General features: G+C 43.8%; 20 protein-coding genes. 6 read left to right on the top strand and 14 right to left on the bottom strand.

Going from position 1 to position 24,543, the window contains the following annotated elements; translation table 11 throughout:
* Positions 1-662 precede the first annotated feature (662 nt).
* Positions 663-2,870 (bottom strand): catalase, encoded by a 2,208-nt coding sequence (locus IZT61_RS18485; RefSeq protein WP_196098502.1) that lies wholly within the window; start codon positions 2,868-2,870, stop codon positions 663-665.
* Between the two features lie 15 nt (positions 2,871-2,885).
* Positions 2,886-3,440, bottom strand: a complete 555-nt coding sequence (locus tag IZT61_RS18480; protein ID WP_196098501.1) for a YciE/YciF ferroxidase family protein — start codon at positions 3,438-3,440, stop codon at positions 2,886-2,888.
* Between the two features lie 254 nt (positions 3,441-3,694).
* On the opposite strand from IZT61_RS18480, the gene IZT61_RS18475 reads away from it, so the two are divergent.
* From IZT61_RS18475 to IZT61_RS18450, 6 genes are all read left to right on the top strand, one after another.
* The gene (locus IZT61_RS18475; protein WP_196098500.1) at positions 3,695-4,183 is read left to right on the top strand and encodes a CinA family protein; all 489 of its coding nucleotides are present in this window, start codon (positions 3,695-3,697) and stop codon (positions 4,181-4,183) included.
* Between the two features lie 5 nt (positions 4,184-4,188).
* Complete coding sequence (locus IZT61_RS18470) at positions 4,189-4,866, top strand: DUF6766 family protein (RefSeq protein WP_196098499.1); 678 nt, start codon at positions 4,189-4,191, stop codon at positions 4,864-4,866.
* 11 nt (positions 4,867-4,877) lie between these two features.
* Complete coding sequence (locus IZT61_RS18465; RefSeq protein ID WP_196098498.1) at positions 4,878-5,681, top strand: inorganic diphosphatase; 804 nt, start codon at positions 4,878-4,880, stop codon at positions 5,679-5,681.
* A gap of 362 nt (positions 5,682-6,043) precedes the next feature.
* Positions 6,044-6,601 carry a YciE/YciF ferroxidase family protein gene (locus tag IZT61_RS18460; protein WP_196098497.1) on the top strand — a complete coding sequence of 186 codons (558 nt, stop codon included), beginning with the start codon at positions 6,044-6,046 and terminating at the stop codon, positions 6,599-6,601.
* 453 nt (positions 6,602-7,054) lie between these two features.
* A complete protein-coding gene (locus IZT61_RS18455; protein ID WP_196098496.1) occupies positions 7,055-7,564 on the top strand; it encodes an ankyrin repeat domain-containing protein in 510 nt (169 codons plus the stop codon).
* A gap of 60 nt (positions 7,565-7,624) precedes the next feature.
* A complete protein-coding gene (locus IZT61_RS18450; protein ID WP_196098495.1) occupies positions 7,625-9,172 on the top strand; it encodes an FAD-dependent oxidoreductase in 1,548 nt (515 codons plus the stop codon).
* 424 nt (positions 9,173-9,596) lie between these two features.
* Here IZT61_RS18450 and IZT61_RS18445 read toward each other — a convergent pair whose 3' ends face one another.
* The 12 genes from IZT61_RS18445 to IZT61_RS18395 form a co-directional block, all read right to left on the bottom strand.
* A complete protein-coding gene (locus IZT61_RS18445; RefSeq protein WP_196098494.1) occupies positions 9,597-9,890 on the bottom strand; it encodes a hypothetical protein in 294 nt (97 codons plus the stop codon).
* A 27-nt stretch (positions 9,891-9,917) separates the two neighbouring features.
* Positions 9,918-10,130 (bottom strand): hypothetical protein, encoded by a 213-nt coding sequence (locus tag IZT61_RS18440; RefSeq protein WP_196098493.1) that lies wholly within the window; start codon positions 10,128-10,130, stop codon positions 9,918-9,920.
* A gap of 130 nt (positions 10,131-10,260) precedes the next feature.
* On the bottom strand, positions 10,261-10,701 hold the full coding sequence (locus IZT61_RS18435) for a hypothetical protein (RefSeq protein WP_196098492.1): 441 nt from the start codon (positions 10,699-10,701) through the stop codon (positions 10,261-10,263).
* A gap of 199 nt (positions 10,702-10,900) precedes the next feature.
* The gene (locus tag IZT61_RS22350; RefSeq protein WP_230383758.1) at positions 10,901-11,578 is read right to left on the bottom strand and encodes a glycoside hydrolase family 3 C-terminal domain-containing protein; all 678 of its coding nucleotides are present in this window, start codon (positions 11,576-11,578) and stop codon (positions 10,901-10,903) included.
* A gap of 2 nt (positions 11,579-11,580) precedes the next feature.
* Complete coding sequence (locus IZT61_RS22345; protein ID WP_230383757.1) at positions 11,581-12,375, bottom strand: glycoside hydrolase family 3 N-terminal domain-containing protein; 795 nt, start codon at positions 12,373-12,375, stop codon at positions 11,581-11,583.
* 545 nt (positions 12,376-12,920) lie between these two features.
* Positions 12,921-13,991 carry a dipeptidase gene (locus IZT61_RS18425; RefSeq protein WP_196098491.1) on the bottom strand — a complete coding sequence of 357 codons (1,071 nt, stop codon included), beginning with the start codon at positions 13,989-13,991 and terminating at the stop codon, positions 12,921-12,923.
* Between the two features lie 9 nt (positions 13,992-14,000).
* The gene (locus IZT61_RS18420; protein ID WP_196098490.1) at positions 14,001-15,113 is read right to left on the bottom strand and encodes a D-TA family PLP-dependent enzyme; all 1,113 of its coding nucleotides are present in this window, start codon (positions 15,111-15,113) and stop codon (positions 14,001-14,003) included.
* Between the two features lie 8 nt (positions 15,114-15,121).
* Positions 15,122-15,592: a RidA family protein gene (locus tag IZT61_RS18415; RefSeq protein ID WP_196098489.1), complete on the bottom strand. Its 471-nt coding sequence runs from the start codon at positions 15,590-15,592 to the stop codon at positions 15,122-15,124.
* A gap of 14 nt (positions 15,593-15,606) precedes the next feature.
* A complete protein-coding gene (locus tag IZT61_RS18410; protein ID WP_196098488.1) occupies positions 15,607-16,923 on the bottom strand; it encodes a gluconate:H+ symporter in 1,317 nt (438 codons plus the stop codon).
* 1 nt (position 16,924) lies between these two features.
* Positions 16,925-19,207 (bottom strand): glycoside hydrolase family 20 protein, encoded by a 2,283-nt coding sequence (locus IZT61_RS18405; protein WP_196098487.1) that lies wholly within the window; start codon positions 19,205-19,207, stop codon positions 16,925-16,927.
* Between the two features lie 342 nt (positions 19,208-19,549).
* Positions 19,550-21,082 (bottom strand): SusD/RagB family nutrient-binding outer membrane lipoprotein, encoded by a 1,533-nt coding sequence (locus tag IZT61_RS18400; protein ID WP_196098486.1) that lies wholly within the window; start codon positions 21,080-21,082, stop codon positions 19,550-19,552.
* Between the two features lie 10 nt (positions 21,083-21,092).
* Positions 21,093-24,506, bottom strand: coding sequence for a SusC/RagA family TonB-linked outer membrane protein (locus IZT61_RS18395; protein ID WP_196098485.1), 3,414 nt, complete (start codon positions 24,504-24,506; stop codon positions 21,093-21,095).
* Positions 24,507-24,543 lie beyond the last annotated feature (37 nt).

Genomic DNA, 24,543 nt, shown 5'->3' with positions numbered 1-24,543 from the left:
CCATCCGTGCATCCCTCTCCTTGAAGAGAGGGAATTTAAGGCATTGCTTGTAAAACCTCTCCCTATGAATGGTAGTGGTTTCTGGCCCGTCCGTGCATCCCTCTCCTTGAAGAGAGGGAAACTTAGTACAGTGGTTTTAACCCAAAACCTCTCCTATTAACGTCGACAGGCCGTTTTACTGTCTGTGAATTCCTTAGGATAAAATTGGAGGGGAAAGCGAAGACTTTGCTTGTAAAACCTCTCCCTATGAATGGTAGTGGTTTCTCGCCCGTCCGTGCATCCCTCTCCTTGAAGAGTGGGAAACTTAGTACAGTGGTTTTAACGCAAAACCTCTACTCTTAACGTCTGTAAGCCAGAGCCTTCCTCCTCTTAATGCCGCTAAGCGGTTGTACTGCCCTTACATCCCTCTCCTCAAAGGAGAGGGAGAGCAAAGGCAATGCCTCACCCAAAACGTTCACAGGAGAGGTTTTTCCTGCCGATAGATCCTTCCGATTTCACAAGGCTAGAGCAAAGCGTTGCTTTTAACCCGAGTTAAAGTCGCGAGCCCCTTACAATTTTTAATTTATGATATCCTATAAACCAAGAGAAGTCAAGTTTTGAAAACTTGACTTCTCTATTATTGAACATACAGTGCAAAGATCACCGAAATTTACAGGGTGAGGTTAAGCCGGAATCTTTCTCGGCACTTCTCTGTCCCAAAAGCGATGCAGGGCAATCATTTTGCTAAAGATCTCTCCAAGTTCGCCGCTATTGTCAGATACAATAACACCTTCACGCAGGGCTGTTTCCTCATCATATTGAGCAGGCAGCTTTTTAAAGAAATAGCTGGCCTCAAGCACCTGCATGGCCGATTGGTCGGCTGCTATTGCTTTGCAGTGCTTAAAGGCTTCATTTAAAAAATGAACGGCATTTGCTTCGGCCTCGAGTGTAGCAGCACAGTTTGCCCCGCCGCATACATAAACGGCATCGTAAAGTACAGAAGCTGCTGTAAGGAAACTTTCATCAACAGGCACCCGTTCATCATTTTCTGCAATAATCTGACCCAGTTTTGGGGCAATTACGTGGCAGGTGGCACCCTTATCTATCAGCACTGCCTTAACTGCATTCAGCGCATCGGCATTTACGCCATCTGCCGCAAGAATGGCAACTTTTCGGGTCTTGATCGAATCTTTAATGGTATCGGCCATGCTCAATGCCGGCGAAATCGCAAGCTCGCCCTCGTGCTGAAAGGGAGCATAATCTTCGGGATCAGCATCAGCGGGAACGCTTCCGTTAAGTTCATTCAACGGAATCTTTTCAACATGCAGCCCGAGGTTAAACGCTACCGCAGCAGCTAAAGATTTGTCAACTTCGGCTAGCAAACTCAGCATTCTTTCCCTCACAAAAATTTCTTTCACTTTTCCAAGCTCAAAGCTAAATGCATCGATCAGGTGATTTTTCTCGGCTTCTGATTGGCTGTTAAGGAACAACCGGGCTTGCGAAAAATGATCGAAAAAGCTTCTGCTTCTGGCCCTTACCTTCCGGGCATCTATACGCTCATTATAACTTACAAAGCCACCCTCCGAAGCTTTCGCCTGTTGAGGATCTTGATTGGCAATTCCGTTGGGGCCGTAACTGGTTTTGCCGCGGTTAATAGTTTGGCGCATGTGGCCATCGCGTTGGTTATTATGAACGGGAACCACGGGCCTATTTATCGGAATTTCGTGAAAGTTGGGACCGCCTAAGCGCAGCAGCTGGGTATCGGTATAAGAGAATAATCGACCTTGCAAAAGCGGGTCGTTAGTGAAATCGATGCCGGGAACAACATGCCCGATGTGGAAAGCTACCTGTTCGGTTTCCGCAAAAAAGTTATCTGGGTTTCTATTCAAGGTAAGCTTTCCGATGCGCCTAACAGGAACGAGTTCTTCGGGGATAATCTTGGTAGGATCTAAAAGGTCAAAATCAAATTTAAATTCATCTTCCTCGGCAACAATTTGCACGCCTAGCTCCCACTCAGGGAAAGCGCCTGCCTCAATGGCATCCCACAAATCGCGGCGGTGGAAATCTGGGTCTTTTCCCGAAATGTTTTGTGCTTCATCCCAGGCCACTGAGTGTACACCGAGTAATGGTTTCCAGTGGAATTTTACAAAACTTGCTTTACCCTCAGCATTTACAAACCTGAAAGTGTGCACACCAAATCCTTCCATCATCCGGTAACTTCGCGGAATCGCCCGATCACTCATTAACCACATAATCATGTGTGCCGATTCGGGCATTTGCGAAATAAAATCCCAGAAAGTATCGTGTGCCGATGCTGCCTGCGGAATTTCATTATCCGGTTCTGGCTTAACTGCATGAACGAGATCCGGAAACTTCAGCGCATCTTGTATAAAAAATACCGGCATGTTGTTTCCAACCAAATCGAAATTACCTTCCTGGGTATAAAATTTAACAGCAAAACCCCTTACATCGCGGGCCAGATCGGTCGATCCGCGAGAGCCCGCCACGGTCGAAAACCGCACAAAAACCGGTGTTTCTGCCGCTACATCGCAAAGAAAGGCTGCCCGGGTATATTCAGACATATCTTCATAAACCTTAAATACACCATGTGCGCCCGAGCCCCTTGCGTGTACAATGCGTTCTGGAATACGCTCGTGGTCGAAATGCGTCATTTTCTCGCGGAAGATAAAATCCTCCAACAACGTTGCCCCTCTGTCGCCCGCCTTTAGCGAGTTCTGATCGTCGTTTATTTTTACGCCGTGGTTAGTTGTTATTTTTTGTCCTGTAGAATCCGCAACAAAAGCTTCGAGTTTTTCGGTTTTGGCATTACTCACTTTCGAGGTGTCTACCTCAGATGCAACTGTTACTTTACTTGTTGGTTTTTTGGCCATTTTTTCCTTTTTTAATTACGCTTTGTCGGCAATTTTATAATCAATTTCTTTATCAGCTAAATCAGCTAGCTTTTCGTCGGCAAGTTTTTCTTCCGAAAGTGTTTCGGCCAGCAACGCCCCAACTTCATTCAGTCCTAACTGTTCCGCAAGTTTAAAAAGGCCGTTGTAAGAGGCGATTTCGTAATGCTCAACTTTTTGAGAGGCCAAAATGATACCCATGTCTCTTGCAACCGTTCCTTGTTCAGTTTCCTCTACCATGCCTTCCCCTTCCTTTGTCAACCCTTCCATGGCATCGCATTTTTTGGCTATTGGCTTTTCATTCAAAAGCGTAAAAATCTGCTCAATCCGCCGTACATGTCCCTGGGTTTCTACAAGATGAGATTCTATTGTTTTTTTCAATTTAGGATCGGTAGCGGCAGAGATCATTTTTGGTAAGCTTTTTACCAGGTGATTCTCTGCCCAGTATAAATCGCGTATTCCGCTGGTGAATAGTTCCAGCAGCGGGTTCTGACTGTCGTTGTTGGTTTTGGTACTGAGTTTTGGCGTTGTACCGCTTTCTTGTTTTTTCATAGTGATGTTTTGTATGCGTTTAGGGATAATGAATGATGCCAACAGCATCATCGTTAATAAAAGGATAACGTTGTTTTTGAGTAATGGTTTTAACAGTTTTACTCATTTTACAGTTGAATAGCGGGTTGTTGTGTATCAGGCCGTAAACAAGTTTAATGCCGTGAGGAAGCCTCTGGCAGATTAGAAAGTTAAAACCATCAAGAATAAACGCATGTTTAGCATACATCTACTAACCACCAATTCATTGATCAGATATGAAAGAGGAAACGATTGAGAATATTACAAAACTCTTGATAGAAAAGAAAATGAACCTGGCTTTTGCCGAAAGTGCTACGGCTGGTGCGCTCTGCGCCCGTTTTTCGTTGATGGATGATGCCGGCTCATTTTTAAAGGGCGGAATTGCCTGTTACGATGCCTGCTTAAAACAAAACTTACTGGATGTTGATGAAGCCTTGCTGAAAAAATACACACCCGAATCGATGGAGGTAACCAAAGCCATTACTTTGGGTTTGGGTAAACTTATCCCTGCGGATATACACATTGGTGTAACGGGGTTAACCTGCCCCGGAGGCAGCGAAACGGCCGAAAAACCTGTAGGTACCATGTTTATTTATGCGGTTCATGGTGGGGAGCACATTTTTTCTGAGCGGATGAATTTTAGCGGCTCGCAGGAAGAAATCGTTTCGGGCACTATAGCACGTTGCGCCGAACTGCTTGAAGATTACCTCCTAAAGTTAAATTGATTATCATGGCAACAAACGAAAGTAAGAGTAAGCGGAGTTGGCTGTACAAAAACGGACTTTCTGTTTTTTTCCTTTTCCTTTTTCTATTTACGCTTGGCGGGCAGGCACTAACCGGATGGCACGAACACAATACGGAACTGCAGGAGCTTGGTGCCGCAAAAATTTCACTAACCACCTACCTTTCAACAGGGCACTTCATTTCGGCGACATTCGAGAATTTTGAAAGTGAGTTTCTGCAAATGATGCTTTATGTGCTGTTAACGATTCATTTGAGACAGATTGGCTCGGCAGAATCGAAAAAAATTGACGAGCCTGAAGCGGTCGATCGCGTTCCGGTAGCCAGCAAAGATAGCCCCTGGCCCGTAAAGAAAGGTGGATGGATCCTCTGGCTTTACGCCAACTCACTTTCGCTGGCCTTCGCAATATTGTTTTTAACAAGCTGGGCGCTTCACTTATACGGAAGCTGGGAATCGCACAATACCGAACAGCACCTAAAGGGCATGGCGGAAGAAAGCTTACTCAGCTATGCTGCCGGGGCAAACTTTTGGTTTGAAACCTTTCAAAACTGGCAAAGCGAATTTTTATCCGTTGCCTCTATTGTCATCCTCACCATTTTTCTGCGCCAAAAAGGTTCTCCTGAATCGAAACCTGTAGACGCTCCTCATTTAGAAACTGGAAAATAAACGAATAAAATATGCCAAAAGAAGAATTGGTTACCGTAATAGTTGAAACACCAAAGGGAAGCCAGCAAAAATTCGACTACTCGCCAAACACCGGCCGCTTTGAGCTGATGAAGCTTTTGCCTGCAGGAATGTACTTTCCTTTCGATTTTGGTTTCATTCCCGATACCATTGGTGAAGATGGAGACCCGATCGACGTGATGGTTATTTCTGAACTAAAAACCTTTACCGGTTGTGTAGTAAAATGTCGGATTATTGGCGCCATATCTGCCGAACAAACGGAACGTGATGGCGCAACGATGCGTAACGACAGGATTCTTGCCATTCCGGAAACCAGTATGGAATATGCTAAAATTAAAACAATGAGGGAATTGCCGAAAGGACTGGTGAATCAAATCGAATCGTTTTTTATCGCTTATAACGAACAAGCTGGCAAAACGTTTAAGCCACTAGCCAATATTACGCCGGCAATGGCAAACAAACGCATAAAAGAAGGTGCGGAAAAGAATCGTGAAAGTAAAACACTTGTTGAAATCTTCCTCCCCCGGGTGAACGATAAAACGGCCGAAAGCAAATTGAACCAGTTAAAAAACAAGTTGATCAGGCAATTCGGTGGGTTAACGGCCTATGACCGTGGTGCGGCGGAGGGCAAATGGCTTGCGAACGATAAAGTTGAACAAGATGCAATTACGGTAATTGAAGTAATGACTAATGAATTTGATGATGACTATTGGAAATTGGTGAAAGCAGACCTCGAAAAATTGCTAAACCAAAGCCAAATACTCATTCGATACTCGAAAATTAATCAGCTGGTTTAATTGGGCGACCTAGTTAAGAGAAGTCAAGTTTCCTATTTCGACAGATAGCACACCCACGGATAAAAAACTGGGTTAAAAGCACTAAGCATCGTTCCCTCTCTTCAAGGAGAGGGATAGCACAACAGCAGAAAAGGCACTCACTTACATAGGGAGAGGTTATGAAACAATCCACCTGCAATAATGAATTCTATTCGCCGCATGACCCCCGCCGATAAGAAAATCGCTATTAGCGACCTAACCAGAGAAGTCAAGTTTTTAAAACTTGACTTCTCTAACGGCCAAGCAGAGTAAAGTAAAAAACCAAAAACTATCTGAAGCGTTGCATGGTTATACACATACAAAATCTATAAAAAACATATACTATGGCAACAACGAAAACAGCGGCAAAAACGACCGCAAAAAAAGCAACGAGCAGTGCGAAAGTGGAAAATTCAGAATTTCGCGAATTTTTTATTGACGAACTAAAAGATATTTATTGGGCTGAAAAGCATTTGGCAACTGCACTTCCAAAATTGCAGAAAGCCGCAACAAGCCCTGAATTAGCTTCGGCATTTGAAAAACATACCAACGAGACCAAAGAGCACGTGCAAACGTTAGAAAAAATTTTTGAATTGCTTGGCGAGAAAGCATCAGCAAAGAAATGCGATGCAATGGCAGGTTTACTTGAAGAAGCTAACTCAATTATCTCTGATACAGACAAGGATACACTTATCCGCGATGCGGGCTTAATTTTAGCCGCACAAAAAGTTGAGCACTATGAGATTGCTACATACGGCACGCTAAGGGTATTTGCGCAAAATATGGGGCAAGATGAAATTGCAGATTTATTAACGCAAACGCTCGAAAATGAAAAAGAGACTGATGTAGCGTTAACAGAAATTGCGGTAACCGCCATTAACGAAGAAGCGGCCGCAGAATAATGCACAGTAAGCTTGCAATTGGCTATTCCGTTAAGCGATCCAATTGAAGCCAAGCTGTAATGGTCAACCCAAAAAGTTGAGGAAAAACAAAAAACACGGTAAGCCGATTGCAATCGAAAAACCGCTGTTCTTTGTTTTTCCTTTAAATGAGCAGTTTTTGGCACCCTGCTGTCTTACAAGGCTATACATGAACGGTCGTCATCCTTCCCGAACTTCAGGAGGGATCTTAATGCTAAGGCTTTAATCCCGAAGATTCGGTACCGCCTGCGCAGGAATGACGACGGCCTTAAAAACGTCATTCATATTGATTTTTTGCTAAAAATTTAAACTCAGGGTGACATTTATTGCAATATTTTACAATTAAGACAACACTGACAATTATTACACAACACCAGGTTATCAAAATAATATTTTAAATAATCTCAACACCAATTCATCTTTAAAACAGCATTTATGAGCAACATTGACTTAGATAAGGTACTGATTCCTGCAACAAGACAGGGAGAAACAGAAGTAGTTCGCGAACTTATTAAGCAGGGCGCAGATATAAATACAAGGGATGAAAAAGGCTATACACCGTTAATTATTGCCTGTTATAATAATCAGCTGGCAACGGCAGAATTGCTTTTAGGGGCAGGCGCCGATATTAATCTGGCCGACTTTGGTGGCAATACCGCATTAATGGGAGCGAGTTTTAAAGGCTATATAGACATTGTTAAGCTTTTGATTGAAGCGGGCGCAGATTTAAATTGTCAGCATGGTAACGGCGGAACCGCTTTAATGTTTGCTGCCATGTTTGGCCGGAATGACGCATTAAAGCTTTTGCTGGAAAACGGTGCAGACACTAATGTTACGGATAACCGCGGAAATACCGCCGAAAGTTACGCCGCTTTACAGGGGAACAGCGATGGATTAGCACTTTTAAGCAGCGCTCAAGATTCAACTTCGCAAACTGCGGTTTAACTAAAGAAATTATATCAATTACCCGTATCAGATGAATGATACGCATAGCACGTTTTTGTTATGAACATATCCTCACCCATGAATAAGCGAGACGGCGAACACATGAGCGCCTGGCAAAACTTTGAAGTTTTAGCAACTGCTACTAACGAAAATAACGTTGAAGACACTTGTGATACACTGATTGTTGGCGCAGGGATAACCGGCCTGACCACAGGTTTGCTACTGCAGCAGCGGGGACAGCGTTGCATTATCGTTGATGCGCAGAACCCTGGCTACGGAACCACCGGCGGTACAAGTGCTCACCTTAACACTTTTTTAGATTCGAGTTATCCCGAAATTGACAGCGATTTTGGCGAAGAAGCGTCCAAACAAATGGCGAAAGCGTCGGCAGCTATGATTGCCCTGATCAAGAAAAATATCGACGACTTTGGCATCGATGCCGATTTTGAATATAAGAAAGGTTATTTGTTTGCCCAAAACGACGAAGAAAGTAAAACGTTATCTGATATTTTATCCTCATCGAAAAAAGCGGGCGTTATTGTAAGTGAGGCTGATACAAACGATTTGCCGATTGATTTCCAATCGTCGCTTTGTTTTGAGCAGCAGGCGCAATTTCACCCATTGAAATATCTTAAAGGCATTGCCGATGAGTTTATCAGGCTAGGTGGGAAGATCTTTACAGAAACTTCCATAGAAGAAAATACTTTCGAGAATGGAATTCACCATTCGAAGTCTGCAAACCGTAGCTTCGTCTCGAAAAACCTCGTTTATGCCACGCACATATCGCCCGGCGTAAATATTCTTTCGCTAAGAAACGCACCTTACAGAAGTTACATTTTGGCAGTAAAGCTTAAAGGCGAAAACTATCCTGAGCACCTGAGTTACGACCTTAAGGAACCGTATCATTATTTCAGGTCGCACGTTATTGATGGCCAGAAACTGCTTCTAATTGGCGGCGCCGACCATAAAACGGGACATGAAGACCCCGAAAAGGCTTTTGAAGAATTGGAAAGCTATGTGCGGACTTATTTCGACATCGAGGAAATTGCCTACAAGTGGTCTTCGCAATATTATGTGCCTGTTGATGGGCTTCCTTATATTGGGCAGCTTCCGGGCGGAGAGCCTGCAACCTATGTGGCAACCGGTTTTAACGGCAACGGTATGATTTTGGGCAGCTTGTCGGCTACAATAATCGCCGATTTGATAACGGAGCAAAAAAACGAATACAGTGAGCTGCTTAGTCCTGCAAGGTTAAAACCTGTTGCTGGCTTTAGCGAGTTTGTAAAAGAAAACGCCGATGTGGCTTATCGTTTTGTGGCCGACCGCTTTGGCAGCGAACTTAAAAACGGCATAGCTGAACTGGCAGCGGGTGACGGAAAAATCTTAAAAGTTGATGATAAAAAGCTTGCTGTTTACAAAGATGATACCGGAAAAATCACAGGGTTGAATCCTGTTTGTACGCATGCCGGATGTATCGTTCATTTTAACCGTGAAGAAAAATCGTGGGATTGCCCCTGCCACGGCGCCCGCTACGATATTGAAGGAAACGTTGTTACGGGCCCAGCTCGTAAGAATCTGGAGAAGATTTCGTTGGAAGACCCGGAATAATTATGCTTATTGTATACAAGGTCGGCATTCCCACGCCCGCCCAATGTCATTTAGTTAAGCTCGACGGGTGTCATCCGATAGCTATCGGATCTGAGCCTTTCGACTTCGCTCAAGATAAACTCAGTCGAAGACCTTTTCTGTAGGAAAAAACAAATAAACATGGCCCTTCGACTAAGCCTGTATTGAGCATTTCGACTACGCTCAATACAAGCTCAAGCCGAAATGCTCAGGGTGATAATGTTTTTTAATTTTTCCTAAACTAAATGACATTGCCTGCCCGCCTGAACGGACGGGCAGGCAGGTGGGAATCGTTATGCCTTGCCAAACACTAGCCTTTTTTGGGCAATGCGTGTTTGGCGTTCTGCATTCCATCGCCTGGGGATTCTTCCTTCGTCAGAATGACAGAAAATGAAAGGTTCGAGTTCTATTCTATCTCACCTTCGGCCAAGCCGTCCAAAAACCATTTTGATTTATATTCGAACTCGACTTCTTCCGAACCGGATTCATTGGTTACTTTGCTCGTAAAATCGTGTGCTATTTCCCGATCACGTTCCAGAGATAATTTGGCAAGCCGGGCGTATTCGCTTAAATCCAATCCATCTTTAATCACAAAGTAAGGTATTCCGTTGTCCGTCCAGAGTGCCTCAGCAACCCCTTGATTAAATTTTTCCAGGTCAGCGTCGCTGAATTGCTGCGTACTTTCGTTTTCAGTTATCATGGTAATTTTTTTGATAAGTGTACGCTATTATTTCCGTTCAGGCATTCTTGGTGCGTTCATGGTTGTATCGTCCAATGCGTTTGCATGTACGCTGTCGCGGCTGTTGGTATCAATTGTGGCCTTATTGGTATCTGTATATTTATACATGGTATCTGCGTTTTCTTTATCAGCCCTGTTTCCAGAGCAAGAGGTAGCGAATACTGAAGCTGTAAGCAATGCGATGATCAAACTATATTTCATGTTGTCTATTTTAAGTTATTTTCTAATAACCAGCTATCGTTAAATTTGTTTTTAAATCTTAATTGGTGTTTTTCCAGGATTCGGGGCCCATCACTCTTCAACACGAATTGAACTTTACTTTGCGAAAAGATTACTTTTTAGTTAACGACTTCAGAACGAAGGCTGTTACTAAAGCGCCGGTAACGTAATAGGCAACAGTAAGACCCTTTGTTTTTTCCGTTCGGGCCACGGTTCTTTCGTTCAATCCTAATGGTTTAGCCAACTTTACGGCACCCAAGCCTGCAGCCAGTCCCGATACAATTGCCCGGGGCCAGATGTAGTTTTGCTTTCCTACGCCAATTGCGCTGTAATATATTGCATTTGATAAGATGTCGCCAGCAAGCGTGGCCTTATAGAGCGTATTCTGATCCGTAATTGTATTTCCAAAAACACCCAGAATATCATTCAATGCTTCCTCGCCGAGCAAATCGACCCGTGGCATGTCTGCTCCCTTCTTTTTAAGGCTCTCGTGAATGATGTTTAGAGCAACAGCTCCGGCCAGGCCAGCCGCAAAATTTTTTATTATTCCCATAAGTATTCGATTATCTCTTATGGTAACATGGAAAAAGGAAGAAGGTTTGCTGAATTAGCATCCCAGGATGGGCAAGACGTTTCGCATAGACTGGCACACGCTGGCGCAAGCACACACACGCTGGCGCAAGCGTCCCGCTTGTGCCTCTTCAATTCTTCTATCATCGTAGCGAGACGCTACGACGAGAAACGGTTTTGTATTACTTTACCTCAAACGTGCCTTCAAGCTTGATCCGGTCAGAACATGAGCCGATCATCACCGAATACTTCCCCGGTTCAACTTTCCATTGCATTTTGGCATCGTAAATTTCAAGGTCGCTGCTGTTCAGTTCAAAGGTTACGCGTTTTTGTTCGCCTGCTTTAAGGAAAATCCTTTCGAATTGCTTGAGTTGTTTAATGGGTAGCACCACTGACGACGTTTTTGCATTGAGGTACAACTGAACAACTTCGTCTCCATCTACAGTGCCTGAGTTTTTCAGATCGAAACTGGCGGTAGCAATGCCGTTTTTGAAGCTTAATTTCAGATGTTCATAATTGAAAGTGGTGTAGCTTAAACCATAGCCGAAACTGTAAAGGGGCTCGGCATCAGTTTCTATATAATCGTGCTTTTCGGGATAACGGGCATTGTAATAAACAGGCAACTGCCCTACCGATTTAGGTACAGAAATGGGTAAACGGCCAGCGGGGTTGTAATCGCCAAAAATAACGTCGGCAATTGCATTTCCACCTTCCTGCCCGGGGTACCATGCATCTAAAATGGCGGGTACGTTCGCTGAGGCCCAGTTGAGGTTCAATGGCCTGCCTTTTATCAGTACCAAAACCACAGGTTTCCCGGTTTTAACCACGGCCTGTAAAAGTTTAACCTGATCTCCCAGCAAATCTAACGTAGCCCGATCAAAGCCCTCGCCACTTTGTGTCCGCCTTCTGGCGCTCCGTATGCGGTAAAATGTTTTAACGTAGATACGACGTTAACGCCAGTGTTGATGCCTTTGCCTTGAAAGCCCTGAACCATGGCCTCGCCCATTCTGCTGTTTAATACATGATCTTCGCCATAGGTTTCTTCCACTCTCGACCAACGGGGCTCTCTTGCTAAATCTAAAACCGGACCGTACCCCACATGTCCGCCCTGTAAACGGGTTTCTTCGGCAATGGTCGTTGCCATGTCTTTAATTAAATCGGGATTAAATGTGCTGGCCTGGCCAATGGATGTTGGAAAAACGGTGGTGCCAATGGCCATATGCCCGTGCGGCGCCTCCTCTGACAGTAAAACGGGAATGCCCAAACGTGTGTTTTCAATGGCATATTTTTGAATCGCATTGGTTGCTTTTGCTGCCAATTCTGGATTTAATCCTGTAAGTAAGGTCTTTTTCGTCCACGGATCGGCCCGCAAGGTTGCCCAAAGCATGCCGGTGTGTTCTTCTTTCAACGCTTTCTTAAAAGCTTCGCTAACCGCTACATTGTTGCCAGTTTTGGTGTACATCGGCCAGCCCAATGGCATTGAAATCTGGCCGACTTTTTCTTCAACTGTCATTCGCGAAAGCAAATCTTTTATCCTGCTTTCTACCGGAGCCTTTGCATTTTTATATAAAGGCAGGTTCGATTTTGTTTGTGCTACAGACGCAACAGCAGCTAACAAAAGGATTGAATTAAGCCAGAGGGTTAGGTTTCTTGTCATATTAATTTATTTCTTATGCCCGTTGACTAAAGTCAACGGCAATGATGCAACTCGCCAACCTAGCACTGCCCAACTTCCTGCTTTTGTCAAAAATGGTTTGGGCGGTTGTTTGCTCCATGCATTTCATTGCCGTCAGTTTCAACTGACGGGAACAAGGCAATCTGCTAGAAAGCCTGTGGTTTATCAAAGTTAGTATTCCATCGTCAACCGTTGACTGAAGTCAACGGCAATGATGCAACTCGCCAACCTAGCACTGCCCAACCTCCTGCTTTTTGTCAAAAATGTTTGGGCGGTTGTTTGCTCCATGCCTTTCATTGCCGTCAGTTTCAACTGACGGAAACAAGCAATCTGCTAGAAAGCCTGTGGTTTATCAAAGTTAGCATTTCATCGCCAACCGTTGACTGAAGTCAACGGCAATGATGCAACTCGCCAACCTAGCACTGCCCAACTTCCTGCTTTTTGTCAAAAATGTTTGGGCGGTTGTTTGCTCCATGCATTTCATTGCCGTCAGTTTCAACTGACGGAAAAATTTCAACTGCCGGAAACTATCCCCAGGCTTTCCGAAGAAAGCGCAACCAGTTTCCATGCATTAAATTTTCTACATCAGCATCGGTATAACCCTTTTCCTTAAATAAACCAGGCACTTTTTGCAAATCGGCAATCGTTTCCAGGTCGTATGGGCACTGTTCTTTGCCGAATGCACCATCCAAATCAGAACCAATGCCAACATGGTCTGCATTGCCTGCCAATTGGCAAATGTGATCGATATGGTCGATCATTACTTCCAAATTACAGTTGGTGCTTTTAGGTGTAGATACGCCACGTTTCCAATTCGGCACCATCATCCAGGCATCAAGCGCCGCCCCGATTACCGCACCGCGATCAATCAGTTCCTTGATCTGCTCGTCGCTATATTGGCGGTTGTGATTAACCAAACTACGGCAATTGTTGTGCGAGGCCCAAATATGACCATTAAAACGACTCAAAGCATCCCAAAAACTATCATCGCATAAATGTGTTGCATCCAAAATGATATTCAGGCGTTCCATTTCTTTGAGCAAGTCGTGGCCTATTGAAGTCATTTTTCCTGTGGCATCTGTTCCCTGTGCGTAGCGCCCGGGGCCATAATGCGCCGGACCAACGGCCCGCAGTCCATTTTGCCAGGCCCTTTCTAAATGGCCAACCGTTACCAGCGAATCTGCACCTTCTAAGCTCAAGATATAACCCACAGGTTTTTTGTCATTCGGTTGATCGTTATTCCAAAGGGCCAAATGGTTTTCCAGTGTTTCGAGGTTAGTTACCTGAGCCATTTCGCCTGCATCTTCCATCGCTTTATACCAAGCCAGTTGCCCTTGTGTTTGCGCCCAGGCTTGTTCTGGCGAGTGCCAACCCGGTAAATGATTATCAGGTGCCACATAACGGGCGATCTGCGTAGCCACAACCAGCCCGATGTTACCTTTGCGCAGCTCCGGTAACGATACGGTTGCCAAAGCACGATCCGGCTTGTCGCTTAATCCTTCCTCTCGTTTATTGATATCGAAAACTTGTTGAGTTAAATCGCGATTCCACTCGAGGGCGTTCATACTTAAATCTAAATGGGCATCTATAGTAAACATGGCTTGGTTTTAAATGGTAATTTTTCGGTTTCGGGAAATAATATCCCAATATTCGAGCGATTTATCGTTGGTTAAACAAAGCGCTTGCTGGTGCAGGGCAACGGTTGGACAAATGTGGTAAGGCAACCCGTACAGCAAATCGCCGATGCGGTAATTATCAGGTTCGGTGGTACTTAACACCAAATGCTCTTCACTTTGGCTTCTAACTTGCAATCTTGAGGCGTTGATAAAAACCACCCGATTTTCTAATGCTTTTTCGGCTGCCACCGCTTTATGTCCCAAATCTGTACAGAGCAAACCCCTGTTTGGGATGGATACAATTCTGCTCAGTACCAAAGCCGCTGTGTTAAATTTTTGTTCTTCATAAGCATCTTGATAGCCTTCATCCCAAAGGATAAAAGTACCGGGACTACATTCAAAAGCTGTATCTGCAGCAAAAATTGGAAAAGACGGTGTTCCACCGGCAACAATTGTAATCTGCTCAGCATTTATTTGTTCAATTTCCTTTTTCAAGGTATTTAGTTGCTCAATAATGGGTTTGCATTTCTGTTTGCGCACTTGCATTGATGAATCGTGAATGTGCCCATCGTATGCATGCAAGCCTTTAAATTTAAGTTGCGGCAAAGCTTCGAGTACCTTAAATAATGCCAGCGCAAATTTCGGTAAAATTCCGGTTCTGTTCATCCCCACGTTTAAGTCAACGTAAACATCAACAGAGGCACCTTGCTCATGCGCTTTTGTGGCCAGCTTCTCCGCCACCCTGGCGTCGTCTACCAAACAGCTAAAAATCGTTTCCGGATATTTAGCTTTCAGCTTAAAAAAGCGATTGATATTTTCGGCAACAGGCTGGTAAGCGAGCAGTACATCTTTCGCTTTCGCCATTCCGAGCATTTCTGCCTCGGCAATTGTGGCACACTTAAATTTTTTGATGCCTGCAGATAAAAGCAAATTGGTTATCTCTAAACACTTATGCGTTTTTACATGCGGTCGCAATCTATCCGAATCGTTGATCATACCTTTCAGTAGCTCAATGTTTTCCCGGAGGCGATCTTCGTAAAAAACAAGTGAAGGCGTTTCTATTTGCTCCTCGTTTGGCAACAGGTACCAGGGTTGCTCTTGCATATCTGTTGTTAAAAAAGTTCGAAAAGGGCTTCTATTTCCACAGGAATGTTATCGGGCAGCGAGCCAAAACCTACGGCACTTCTTACGCCAATTCCATTTTCTTCGCCCCAAACCTTGGCAAAAAGTTCGCTGCATCCATTAATAATGAACGGATGTTTTTCAAACTCAGGGGTGCAATTTACCATGCCCAGAACTTTGATTACACGCTTTACTTTGTTGAGGCTACCAAGGTTGGTTTTAATTGTAGAAAGCATAGTTAGGCCCACTTGTAAAGCGGCAAGTTTTCCTTCATCTTGATTTAAATCAGAACCAATGCGGCCAATAATCAACGATTTATCTTCTTGAACGGGACCATGACCGCTCAAATAAAGGTATTTCCCATCAACGAGGCATGGCTTATAAACGCCGAGCGGTGCAGGTGCGGGTGGCAAATTCAGTTTCAATTGTTCAAAACGCTCGTCGGCAGTTAAATTTTCCATATTTTATTGTTATATTAATTAATGATGATGTTGAGCAAAAGTACGCCGACTAAACCGACTGTACCTACTATGGTTTCCATTAGCGCCCATGATTTGAAAGTATCTTTCAGGGTTAATCCAAAATATTCCTTGAATAGCCAGAAGCCGGAATCGTTTACATGCGAGAACATTAAACTGCCCGCACCAACGGCCAAAACCATTAAGTTTGGATCGGTGTGTGTTTGTTGCATCAATGGGAAGATAATACCTGCAGTAGTTAACCCGGCTACGGTTGCTGAACCTACGCAAAAGCGAATAATGGCGGCAATTACCCATGCAAGTATTAAGGGTTCTATTTGTACATGCTGCAAGTAATCGGCAATTTGATTGCTTACCCCGCTCTCGGTTAAAATTTGTTTTAAAGCGCCCGAACCGGCAATAATGAGCAAAATCAACGCAATATCCTTTACGGCATCAGCATAGATAACCATAATTTCGGTAATCGTTTTTCGCTGCGATAGCCCCAAAAGCCATGTGGCCACAACGAGCACAATGAGCATTACCACCGACGGATTGCCGAGAAATAAAATGTAGGGCAAAACCGGCGAATCAGCGCTTAAAATTAGTGGAAAGAAAGAGGCCGCAGCGAGTAAAATTACGGGTAATAACGCGGTAAAAAAACTTTTTAATCCGCTGGGCAAATCTTCATCGGCCATTTCTTTGGCAGTAAAAGAGGCGAGCGGGGCAACTTTGATTCCTTTTAACGCTTTTGAAAAAAGTGGCCCACCAATAACAATCGCTGGCACCGCAACGGCTAGTCCGTACAATAGTGTTAAGCCCATATCGGCATTAAACTGAATAACGAGGGCGGCCGGCGAAGGATGCGGAGGCAAAAACCCGTGTGTTACGGAAAGGGCTGCAAGCATGGGCAAACCGATGTATAATGCAGGCAACTTGTAACGGTAAACTACCGAAAATATCAGCGGAACCATTAAAACGAAACCCACGCCGTAATAAAGGGGTATTCCGATTAAAAAGCCTGTCAGCATCATGGCCCACTGAATATACTTACGACCGAAAACAGCCATACTTACTTGTGCAATTTTTTGTGCGGCGCCACTTTCGGCTACGAGTTTACCCAGCATTGCACCAGCGGTGATGATGATGGTTAACGAGCCCAAAATGTCGCCCATTCCCTTTTCTATACTGGAAGGAATTTTTGCGAGCGGCAAGCCCAAAGCCATTCCCGTTAAAAACGACACAATCAAAAATGATAAGAAGGCATTTACCTTAAATACCGAAATGAGCACGATTAAGAGCGCAATGCAAAGAAAAACGATTAGTATTGTCATTTTAGTTTATCCTAATTTTATCAACAAGTAACCATGCTTTTGTTCCGGCGCCGTAATAGCCCTGAGGTACAACGCCCAAATTGGTTGCTTTTAATTTAACATATCTTGCTTTTACCGGATTAAGCTTGTGCAAGGCATAATTAATGCCTTCTGCGCCGAATACGGTTTGCCTCGAAACTTCTTTAAAGTTAGTATTATCGATAGAAATTTCTACAGTTAACAACTTTGGCGGATGCATTTTTTGCCATTGGTAGTTCAATGTGTTTAGGCCAACCTCGCTTATGGTGGTTATTTTGGCCAAATCAACTGTAGCTTCAAAATCGGTTCCGCTAAAGCCAAGCCATTCGCCATTGTTGTACAGCGGCGAACCTTGAATGCCGTTGGTTAAAATCTGTTTATCGAGGTTGTAATTTCCTTGTCCGGGGTTGGCAAGCACTACATTTTTTCCGGTAGCTAAGCTCTTTATGATAGCTTGCTCATACAATTTGCCAACAGGCTTTCCGTTTTTATACAATCTCGCTTTTATTGTGGCCGATTTTAGGATTTCAATTGGCGTAGCATACTTCAGGCTGTTTTTTGTAGGTTCGGCTTCGTTGATGGTGTAGCGAATTTCTGCATTTGGCAAATCGGTTGCCAGTTTAAACGCTGATGCGTTGTTAACGCTTTCGCCTGTGATTTCGTAAAATGAAGTGGCGTAGTTTAAGCCTTTCAAAAATCTCAGATTCGCGTTTAAACGAGCGAGGAAATCGCGATAGTTTTTATGTTCTTTTTTAGACCAGGCCATTTCTGCAAGTGCCAAAATACGCGGAAAGATCATGTATTCAGCCTTTTGCGCATCGCTCAGGTATTCTGTCCAAACGTTTGCCTGCACGCCTTTAATATAGCTTTGTTCTTTTTCTGTCAACTCGGCAGGCATGGGTTCGTATTCATATATTTTTTGCAAGGGTAAGTAACCACCGGCGGCAATTTGTTCGGTTTTATTTAACGATTGATAATAATCGAGGTAAACGAACTTTTCGGGTGTCATAATCACATCGTGCTTTAATTTGGCCGCAGCAATACCGCCCTCTAAACCCCGCCAGCTCATTACCGTTGCATCGGGTGCCAAACCTCCTTCTAAAATCTCGTCCCAGCCGATTATTTTCCTGCCTTTCGAGTGGAGGTACTTTTCCATCCTGGCAATAAAATACGATTGCAATTCATGCTCATCTTTCAACTTTTCATCTTTAATTCTCTTTTGGCATTTCGGGCACTCTTGCCAGCGCGTTTTTGGGCATTCGTCGCCACCAATATGGATGTATTTTGAGGGAAAGAGCGCCGTTACTTCGTCTAACACATCTTCCAAAAATTTGAAAGTTTCTTCATTTCCCGCACAAAAAACATCATCAAAAACACCCCAAAATGTGGCAGTTTGATAGGGCCCACCTGTGCAGCCCAGTTGCGGATAAGCGGCTAACACCGCCCTCGCATGGCCGGGCATCTCAATTTCGGGAATGGTAGTAATTTGCCTTTCTGCTGCGTACTTTACAATATCTTTTACTTCTTGTTGAGTGTAATATCCTCCGTATCGCTTGCCGTCAAAAATATGTGGGTTGGCTCGTTTATGACCGATCAACGTTTCATTTCTAAAGGCAGCTATGCTTTGCAGCAGCGGGTATTTTTTAATCGCTATTCGCCAACCCTGATCGTCGGTTAAATGCCAATGAAAGGTGTTTATTTTATAGAAAGCCAATACATCCAACCATTTTTTAATGGCTGCCACACTGAACATGTGCCGGGCAACATCCAAATGCATTCCGCGGTAAGCAAAACGCGGCTCATCTTCGATGTGATAGGCTTGAACGGCAACTGTTTTGCCTGTTTTTTTTATTAGTTGAGTTAGCGATTGCAAACCGTAAAACAAGCCCCGCTCATCACAGGCTTTAATGTTGATACCTTTCGGCGAAACATCAAGCACATAGCCTTCGGGCTCAATATGGACTGTGGTATCAATTAGAAAATTAATGCCGTTTGGCGCTGCTGTTGTGCTTTTGATCAGGCTTAGCCCAGAAAGATCTTTTAAATATTGGTTGAAAAAACTGGTATTGATTTTACTGTTTTTGGCAAAAAATAATTTAGTTGAAGGTTTGATGATAAATGAACCCTGATTTTTAACTTCTTTAACTGGTTTTGGAATAATTCCACTACTTTGCTGTTCCTGGGCAAACGCAGCAATAGTTGTTGCAAATGTTAAACTGGTCAGTATAAGTATGGAGCGAAGTTTTTTCAAGGAGAATTTTATCATACCGTTGTTATTTTCGTTGTTTAAATATATTGCATTAAGATTTAATTAATGCTACTGCTCCCTTTTGTTACAATTGCTTAGCATTTTGATTGATTTGGTGCTGCAGGCTGCAGGCAGCTTTCCAGTAATTTAGTCGGTGTTATTTGTCATCCGCCTGACCGGATGGGCAGGCAGTGAAGAATCTCTAACCTAGCACCACAGAAACTTGAAATGCTCCACCCCTCGCCATTTCGCGGTTTGCTAATGCATAATAGTAGAGAAGTCAAGTTTTTAAAACTTGACTTCTCTTGGTTAGCGCCAAGAACCTAATGCTTTATTGTCCTTCTTATCAAAAATAAGAACTTAAAGCTTATCCCACCAAATTCGGGTTAAAAACTCATCGGGGCCTTGTCTGGCAATGGCGGCCTCTAAAGCAGCTCGGTTTAAGTTTTGCTCAGAAGTTGGATACAACATCCTTCTAAAAATCTTCCCTCCTGTTGCACTACCCACATACATTACAGGTACCAAAGCGGGGTAACCCGTTCTGCGGTAACTTGCAAACGCTTCCTGTGCATCAGGAAATGCGGCCAGCCAAAACTCGGTGTATATCTGCTCCATTTTCTCCTCAAACGTTCCAGTACTTTTAAATGGATGATATTTAATGTAGGTATTAATCTGCAAATCACTAATCAAGCCATCGCCGGGAGCAATTATTGCCCATTGTTTCATGGCTGCACGAATTCCGGCCTCGTAGAGCACCGATGCACTTTGAGCAGCGTACCAGCCACGCAGATTAGCTTCGGCCAATAAGAAACTACCTTCAGCACTACTAAAAAGCAATTTTGCACTACCTTGGGCCAGCACTGTTTTTTGATGCGGTTCGGAGTAGGTAACAAAATTTGCAGGCTTTGAACTCAGGGTTGCAGGCATCCCCTTTTGGATCGCCAACGAAGTATCGGCCACCCCATTTACATACACTACAGATAAAATGCCCAAACGGGGGTCCTTGTTGTCTTTCAGGTGTGCAATGAAAGTATCTTGATATTTACCTCCCTCGGCATTACTTATACCATCGGCTTTAATATAATCCTGATTATACAAGCTCAAAGCGACCGGATTTTTGTTAATGTCTTGTCCCTGACTTAAGTACCTCATCCTGGCAATATCCGCATCGTCGGTAATTACGCCTCCTGCAATTGCCTTTTTGGTCCAGGTTTCGGCCAGTCCAATATCTACCTTGGTCATCCGCATGCCCAAACGTAGCATTAACGAGTAAGCAAACTTTTTCCACTGTGTGGTGTTGCCGGCATAAATTAAATCGGCCCCACCAAAGGTGGTTTTAGCGGCATTTAAGCTTAAAGCCGATTCTTCTAATTCTTTTAACAAATCGAGATAAATACGCTTTTGCGGATCGTAAGCCGGTGTGTAATTTTTACTCGTAAAGCCTTTCGCGGCCTCGCTATAAGGAATATCGCCATACAAATCGGTAAGCCGACTAAAGCAATAGGCTCTCCAGATCCTTGCTGTGGCCAAAAGGTTAATCTTCTCGGGGTCTGCTTTTACTGCATTAATTACCAACGTAATCTCATTAATCTCTTGTTGATAGGCATTGGCAAATACAATGAACGACTGTGGACTTTGACTGGCTACATATTTTGAGCCCCAACCAGCAACGTCGTTAAAACTTGTGGTATACTGCATGGTGCCCAGCAATTGGTTGAGGCTGTTTTTTGCGCCATCGTATTGGGCCTTGGTGAAAACCAATGCGGGTTGGAGTGTTGCCGAGGCCTCGGGGTCTGTATTAATTTCTTTAAAATCTTTAGTACAGGAAGCCAGCATTGCACTTAGCAAAAAGGCACAAAAAGCTGCTTTATATTTTAGTGAATACTTTTTCATTTTCAAATCGTTAAAATTTAACCATTAAGTTTAAACCGAAAGTGCGGGTTCTGGGTAATCCGATAGATTCAAAACCCTGGGCATTACCGTTTGTATAACTCGATTCGGGATCGAAATTATCTGTTTGCTTGTAAAACGTTAGGATGTTACGTGCAACAAATGAAACACTGGCGGATTGGATCTTCAAAAAATCCATTTTTTTAACCGGAATGTTGTACGAGAGAATGGCCTGACGTAGCTTGATAAATCCTCCATCATGTACAAAAAGTTCAGAATAGTTTCTCATATCGTTATAATACGCCCGTATATCGCTCGCTGGAATAAGTGCTGAATACGGGTTTCCGGCCTGATCTACGCCCGAAATAGTTAAACCATTCTCGCGACCAGGCAAAGTACTTTTCATCAAACCCAAACGTGTTGCATAAACCTCTTTTACAGAAAAAACCTTATTGCCAAACTTTCCATCGATGAGGAAGCTCAAATTGAAGTTCCCGAACCTGAAATCTTGCGTTAAACCCATGGTTAATGGCGCTACACCATTGCCCAGTTCTTGCAAACCTGTTGCTACAGGGCGCTTGCTTGCGGCGTTGTACACAATCTGACCGGCATCGTTTCTTAACATGCGGGTTCCTACAATTGTGCCGTAAGCACTACCAACCGTTTGGTTAATGTGCGCCCAGTTGTTAACTGATGAAGCCACTTGGAAGCTATTTGTTCCATCAACCAATTTCACTACTTCACTTTTATTGTAAGCAATGTTATAGCTGATATTCCAACCGAATTTATCCTCCCTCACTGGTGCTCCGGTCAATAAAAACTCAATACCTTTGTTGCTCAGCTCACCCACATTTAAAACTGCACTGGTGTAACCCGAGGTTGATGAAATTGTTGCATTTAAGATATCGTCAGTAGTTTTACGGCTATACCAGGTAAAATCAAGCCCCAAACGACCTTTAAACATCTTTAACTCAAAACCACCTTCGTATGTGGTTGAGGTATAAGGTCTGAGGTTTTCGTTCGGAATTTCGTTACTGGCCACAGCTTGTAAAGGGGGGCCGGAGCTGGGTACATTGCTGTAGCTGAAATTGATTTTGTAAGGATCGGCAGCTCCCCCGCCCACTTCGGCCCACGATCCTCTTAACCTGAAGATATCGATAGTGGATGGCATTTTAAAGGCATCTGATAAAACCAGACTACCGCCAACACTTTGATATAAAATGCTGTTATTTTCGGGGCTTAAGGTCGAGAACCAATCGTTTCTAGCCGTATAAGTCAAAAACACGATGCTTTTGTAATCAAAATCTGCTGAACCAAAAACAGAATTCGTTCTAACCCGTTGGTGAGTCGGAATGGTGGCTGCTGTTGCCAGGTTTTTGTAGCTATAAAAAAACGGAATGATGTAGTCTCTACCATCCATGTTCAGTTGCTTATTTTCGAAGCGACGGCTGTTGGCCCCACCCAGAATTGAAATTCCAAACTTTTCGGCTATGCGGTTACGGTAGTTTGCCGTAACTAACGAATTGGTTTCGGAAACATCAGATTTAATTGCATTAAATTGTCCCTTCGGAAAATAAAGGTCTCCGGTAGGCAAGATGTTCTCATAATTATAATTGTAAAAATCGCGACTGATTACTCCTTTCATCTGAAAGTTTTTTACTACATCGTAGGTAATTGAACCCTGCCCGATAAACCTGTTCTTTACATCGTTTTGCTTATACTTGTTTTTTACAAAATAGCCATTAGTTGCAATTCCGGCATCGTTCCATGGGGTTTGATTGCCCGCTTCATCAAAGCCTGGTGCAAACCACCTTACATCAGCGGTTGTGGCAATTTCGTAAGGGGTCCAGTTCGGGTTGCCCAGCGCATCGCCCGCAAGCGTTCGGTTAAAGCCTCTTTCTAAATTGTACTGGGCCAATCCTTCTACCTTGATTTTATCGTTAATTTTTGCGCTGATGTTTAGGTTGGCCGTTTGGCGCTTAAAACGGGTAGAGGAAATTATTCCCTTACTATCGAGATCGGCAATTGATAAACGGTAAACAATCCCATCGTTACCGCCCGAAAAGGCCAACGTATTGGTAAAATTGGTTCCTGTTGAATAAAAGTTATCGATATTGTTTTTTACGGCGCTGTACGGATGCACCAAGCCATCGGCGGCGATATAATCAGAGCCATCTATCCTTGCCCCAAACGAAAGGCGGCCGGTTGCAATGGCCTCGTTTTTGTTTGCAGGTTTTACTCCGTTTAAACCCTGACCAAATTCATACTGATAGTCATTGTCGTTAATGGCGTTTTCCAAGGTGTAGGTGGTGTTATATTCTATACCAATACCTTTCAGTTTTGTACCTTTTTTGGTGGTGATCAAAATCACACCATTACTTGCCCGCGAGCCATATAACGCGGCGGCAGTACCTCCCTTTAACACAGTAATACTTTCTATATCATCCGGGTTAATGCTACTTATACCATCACCCCTGTCGATGTTGTTTCCAACAGCGTTTGTAGTGGCTGCCCCACCCGGCACGCTATTATCAATAGGCATACCGTTAACCACGTAAAGCGGTTGGTTATTGCCGTTGAAAGAGCCGTTACCACGAATAATTACCCTACTCGATCCGCCGGGGCCGGTAGAAAGCCCTGTAGCGTTAACACCGGCAATTTTACCAGTTAGGGCGTTGGCCAAATTGTTTTCCCGAGCTTGGGTAAATTCCGATCCTTTTACTTCTGTAACGGCATAGCCCAATGCTTTGCTGTCTCTTTTAATGCCTAATGCGGTTACCACCACATCATTTAAGCTGTTGCTGCTTTCTTTCAGTTTTACGCTAATCGGCGTTTTGAAGTCTGTTACCGGTAGTTCCAGCGTTTCATAACCCACCGAGGCGATGCTCAATACAATTGGCTTTCCTTTTAATTCAGACGGAATGTTGATGCTAAACTGCCCCTGGGTATTGGTAGAAGCACCTACCTTAGTGCCTTTAATGTAAACCGTTGCGCCAATGAGCGGCAGGTTGTCGGTGGCAGAAAAAATTGTTCCCTTAATTACATCAGCACTGCTTGCAGCACCTGCGCCAACAATAATATACTGCGAACTGCTGATTTTATCGAAATTTAAGTCAGAGCCATTAAGTATCGATGTTAATGCGGTTTCAGCATCGTCAAAGCTCAAAATCTCTGCTTTGTCGATGTTACTGCCCTTGTTTTCGAGGATGCCCTCCTTGTAGGCAATTTTTATATCAAATTTGTTTTTGATAAGCTCCAGTGCCGTCTTTAACGAAACCCAGCTATCAATTTTGGTTTGCGCCCTAACCTTACCTGAACGAACTGTGTTTTGAGCAATCAGTTGAGCAGAGCAAAATGACGCATATGTACAGAACATCATAGTAAGGAAGCCAAATTTGGCACCCCTGCTAAGGTAAAATATTCTCATAATTTGTTTGGTTTAGTTGGTGGTTTAATTGGTTTTA

Origin of the sequence: Pedobacter endophyticus (assembly GCF_015679185.1) — a bacterium.
Taxonomy (GTDB): Bacteria; Bacteroidota; Bacteroidia; order Sphingobacteriales; family Sphingobacteriaceae; genus Pedobacter; species Pedobacter endophyticus.
Note: the sequence above shows the minus strand (reverse complement) of the source record. Positions and strands in the feature narration are given on the sequence as shown.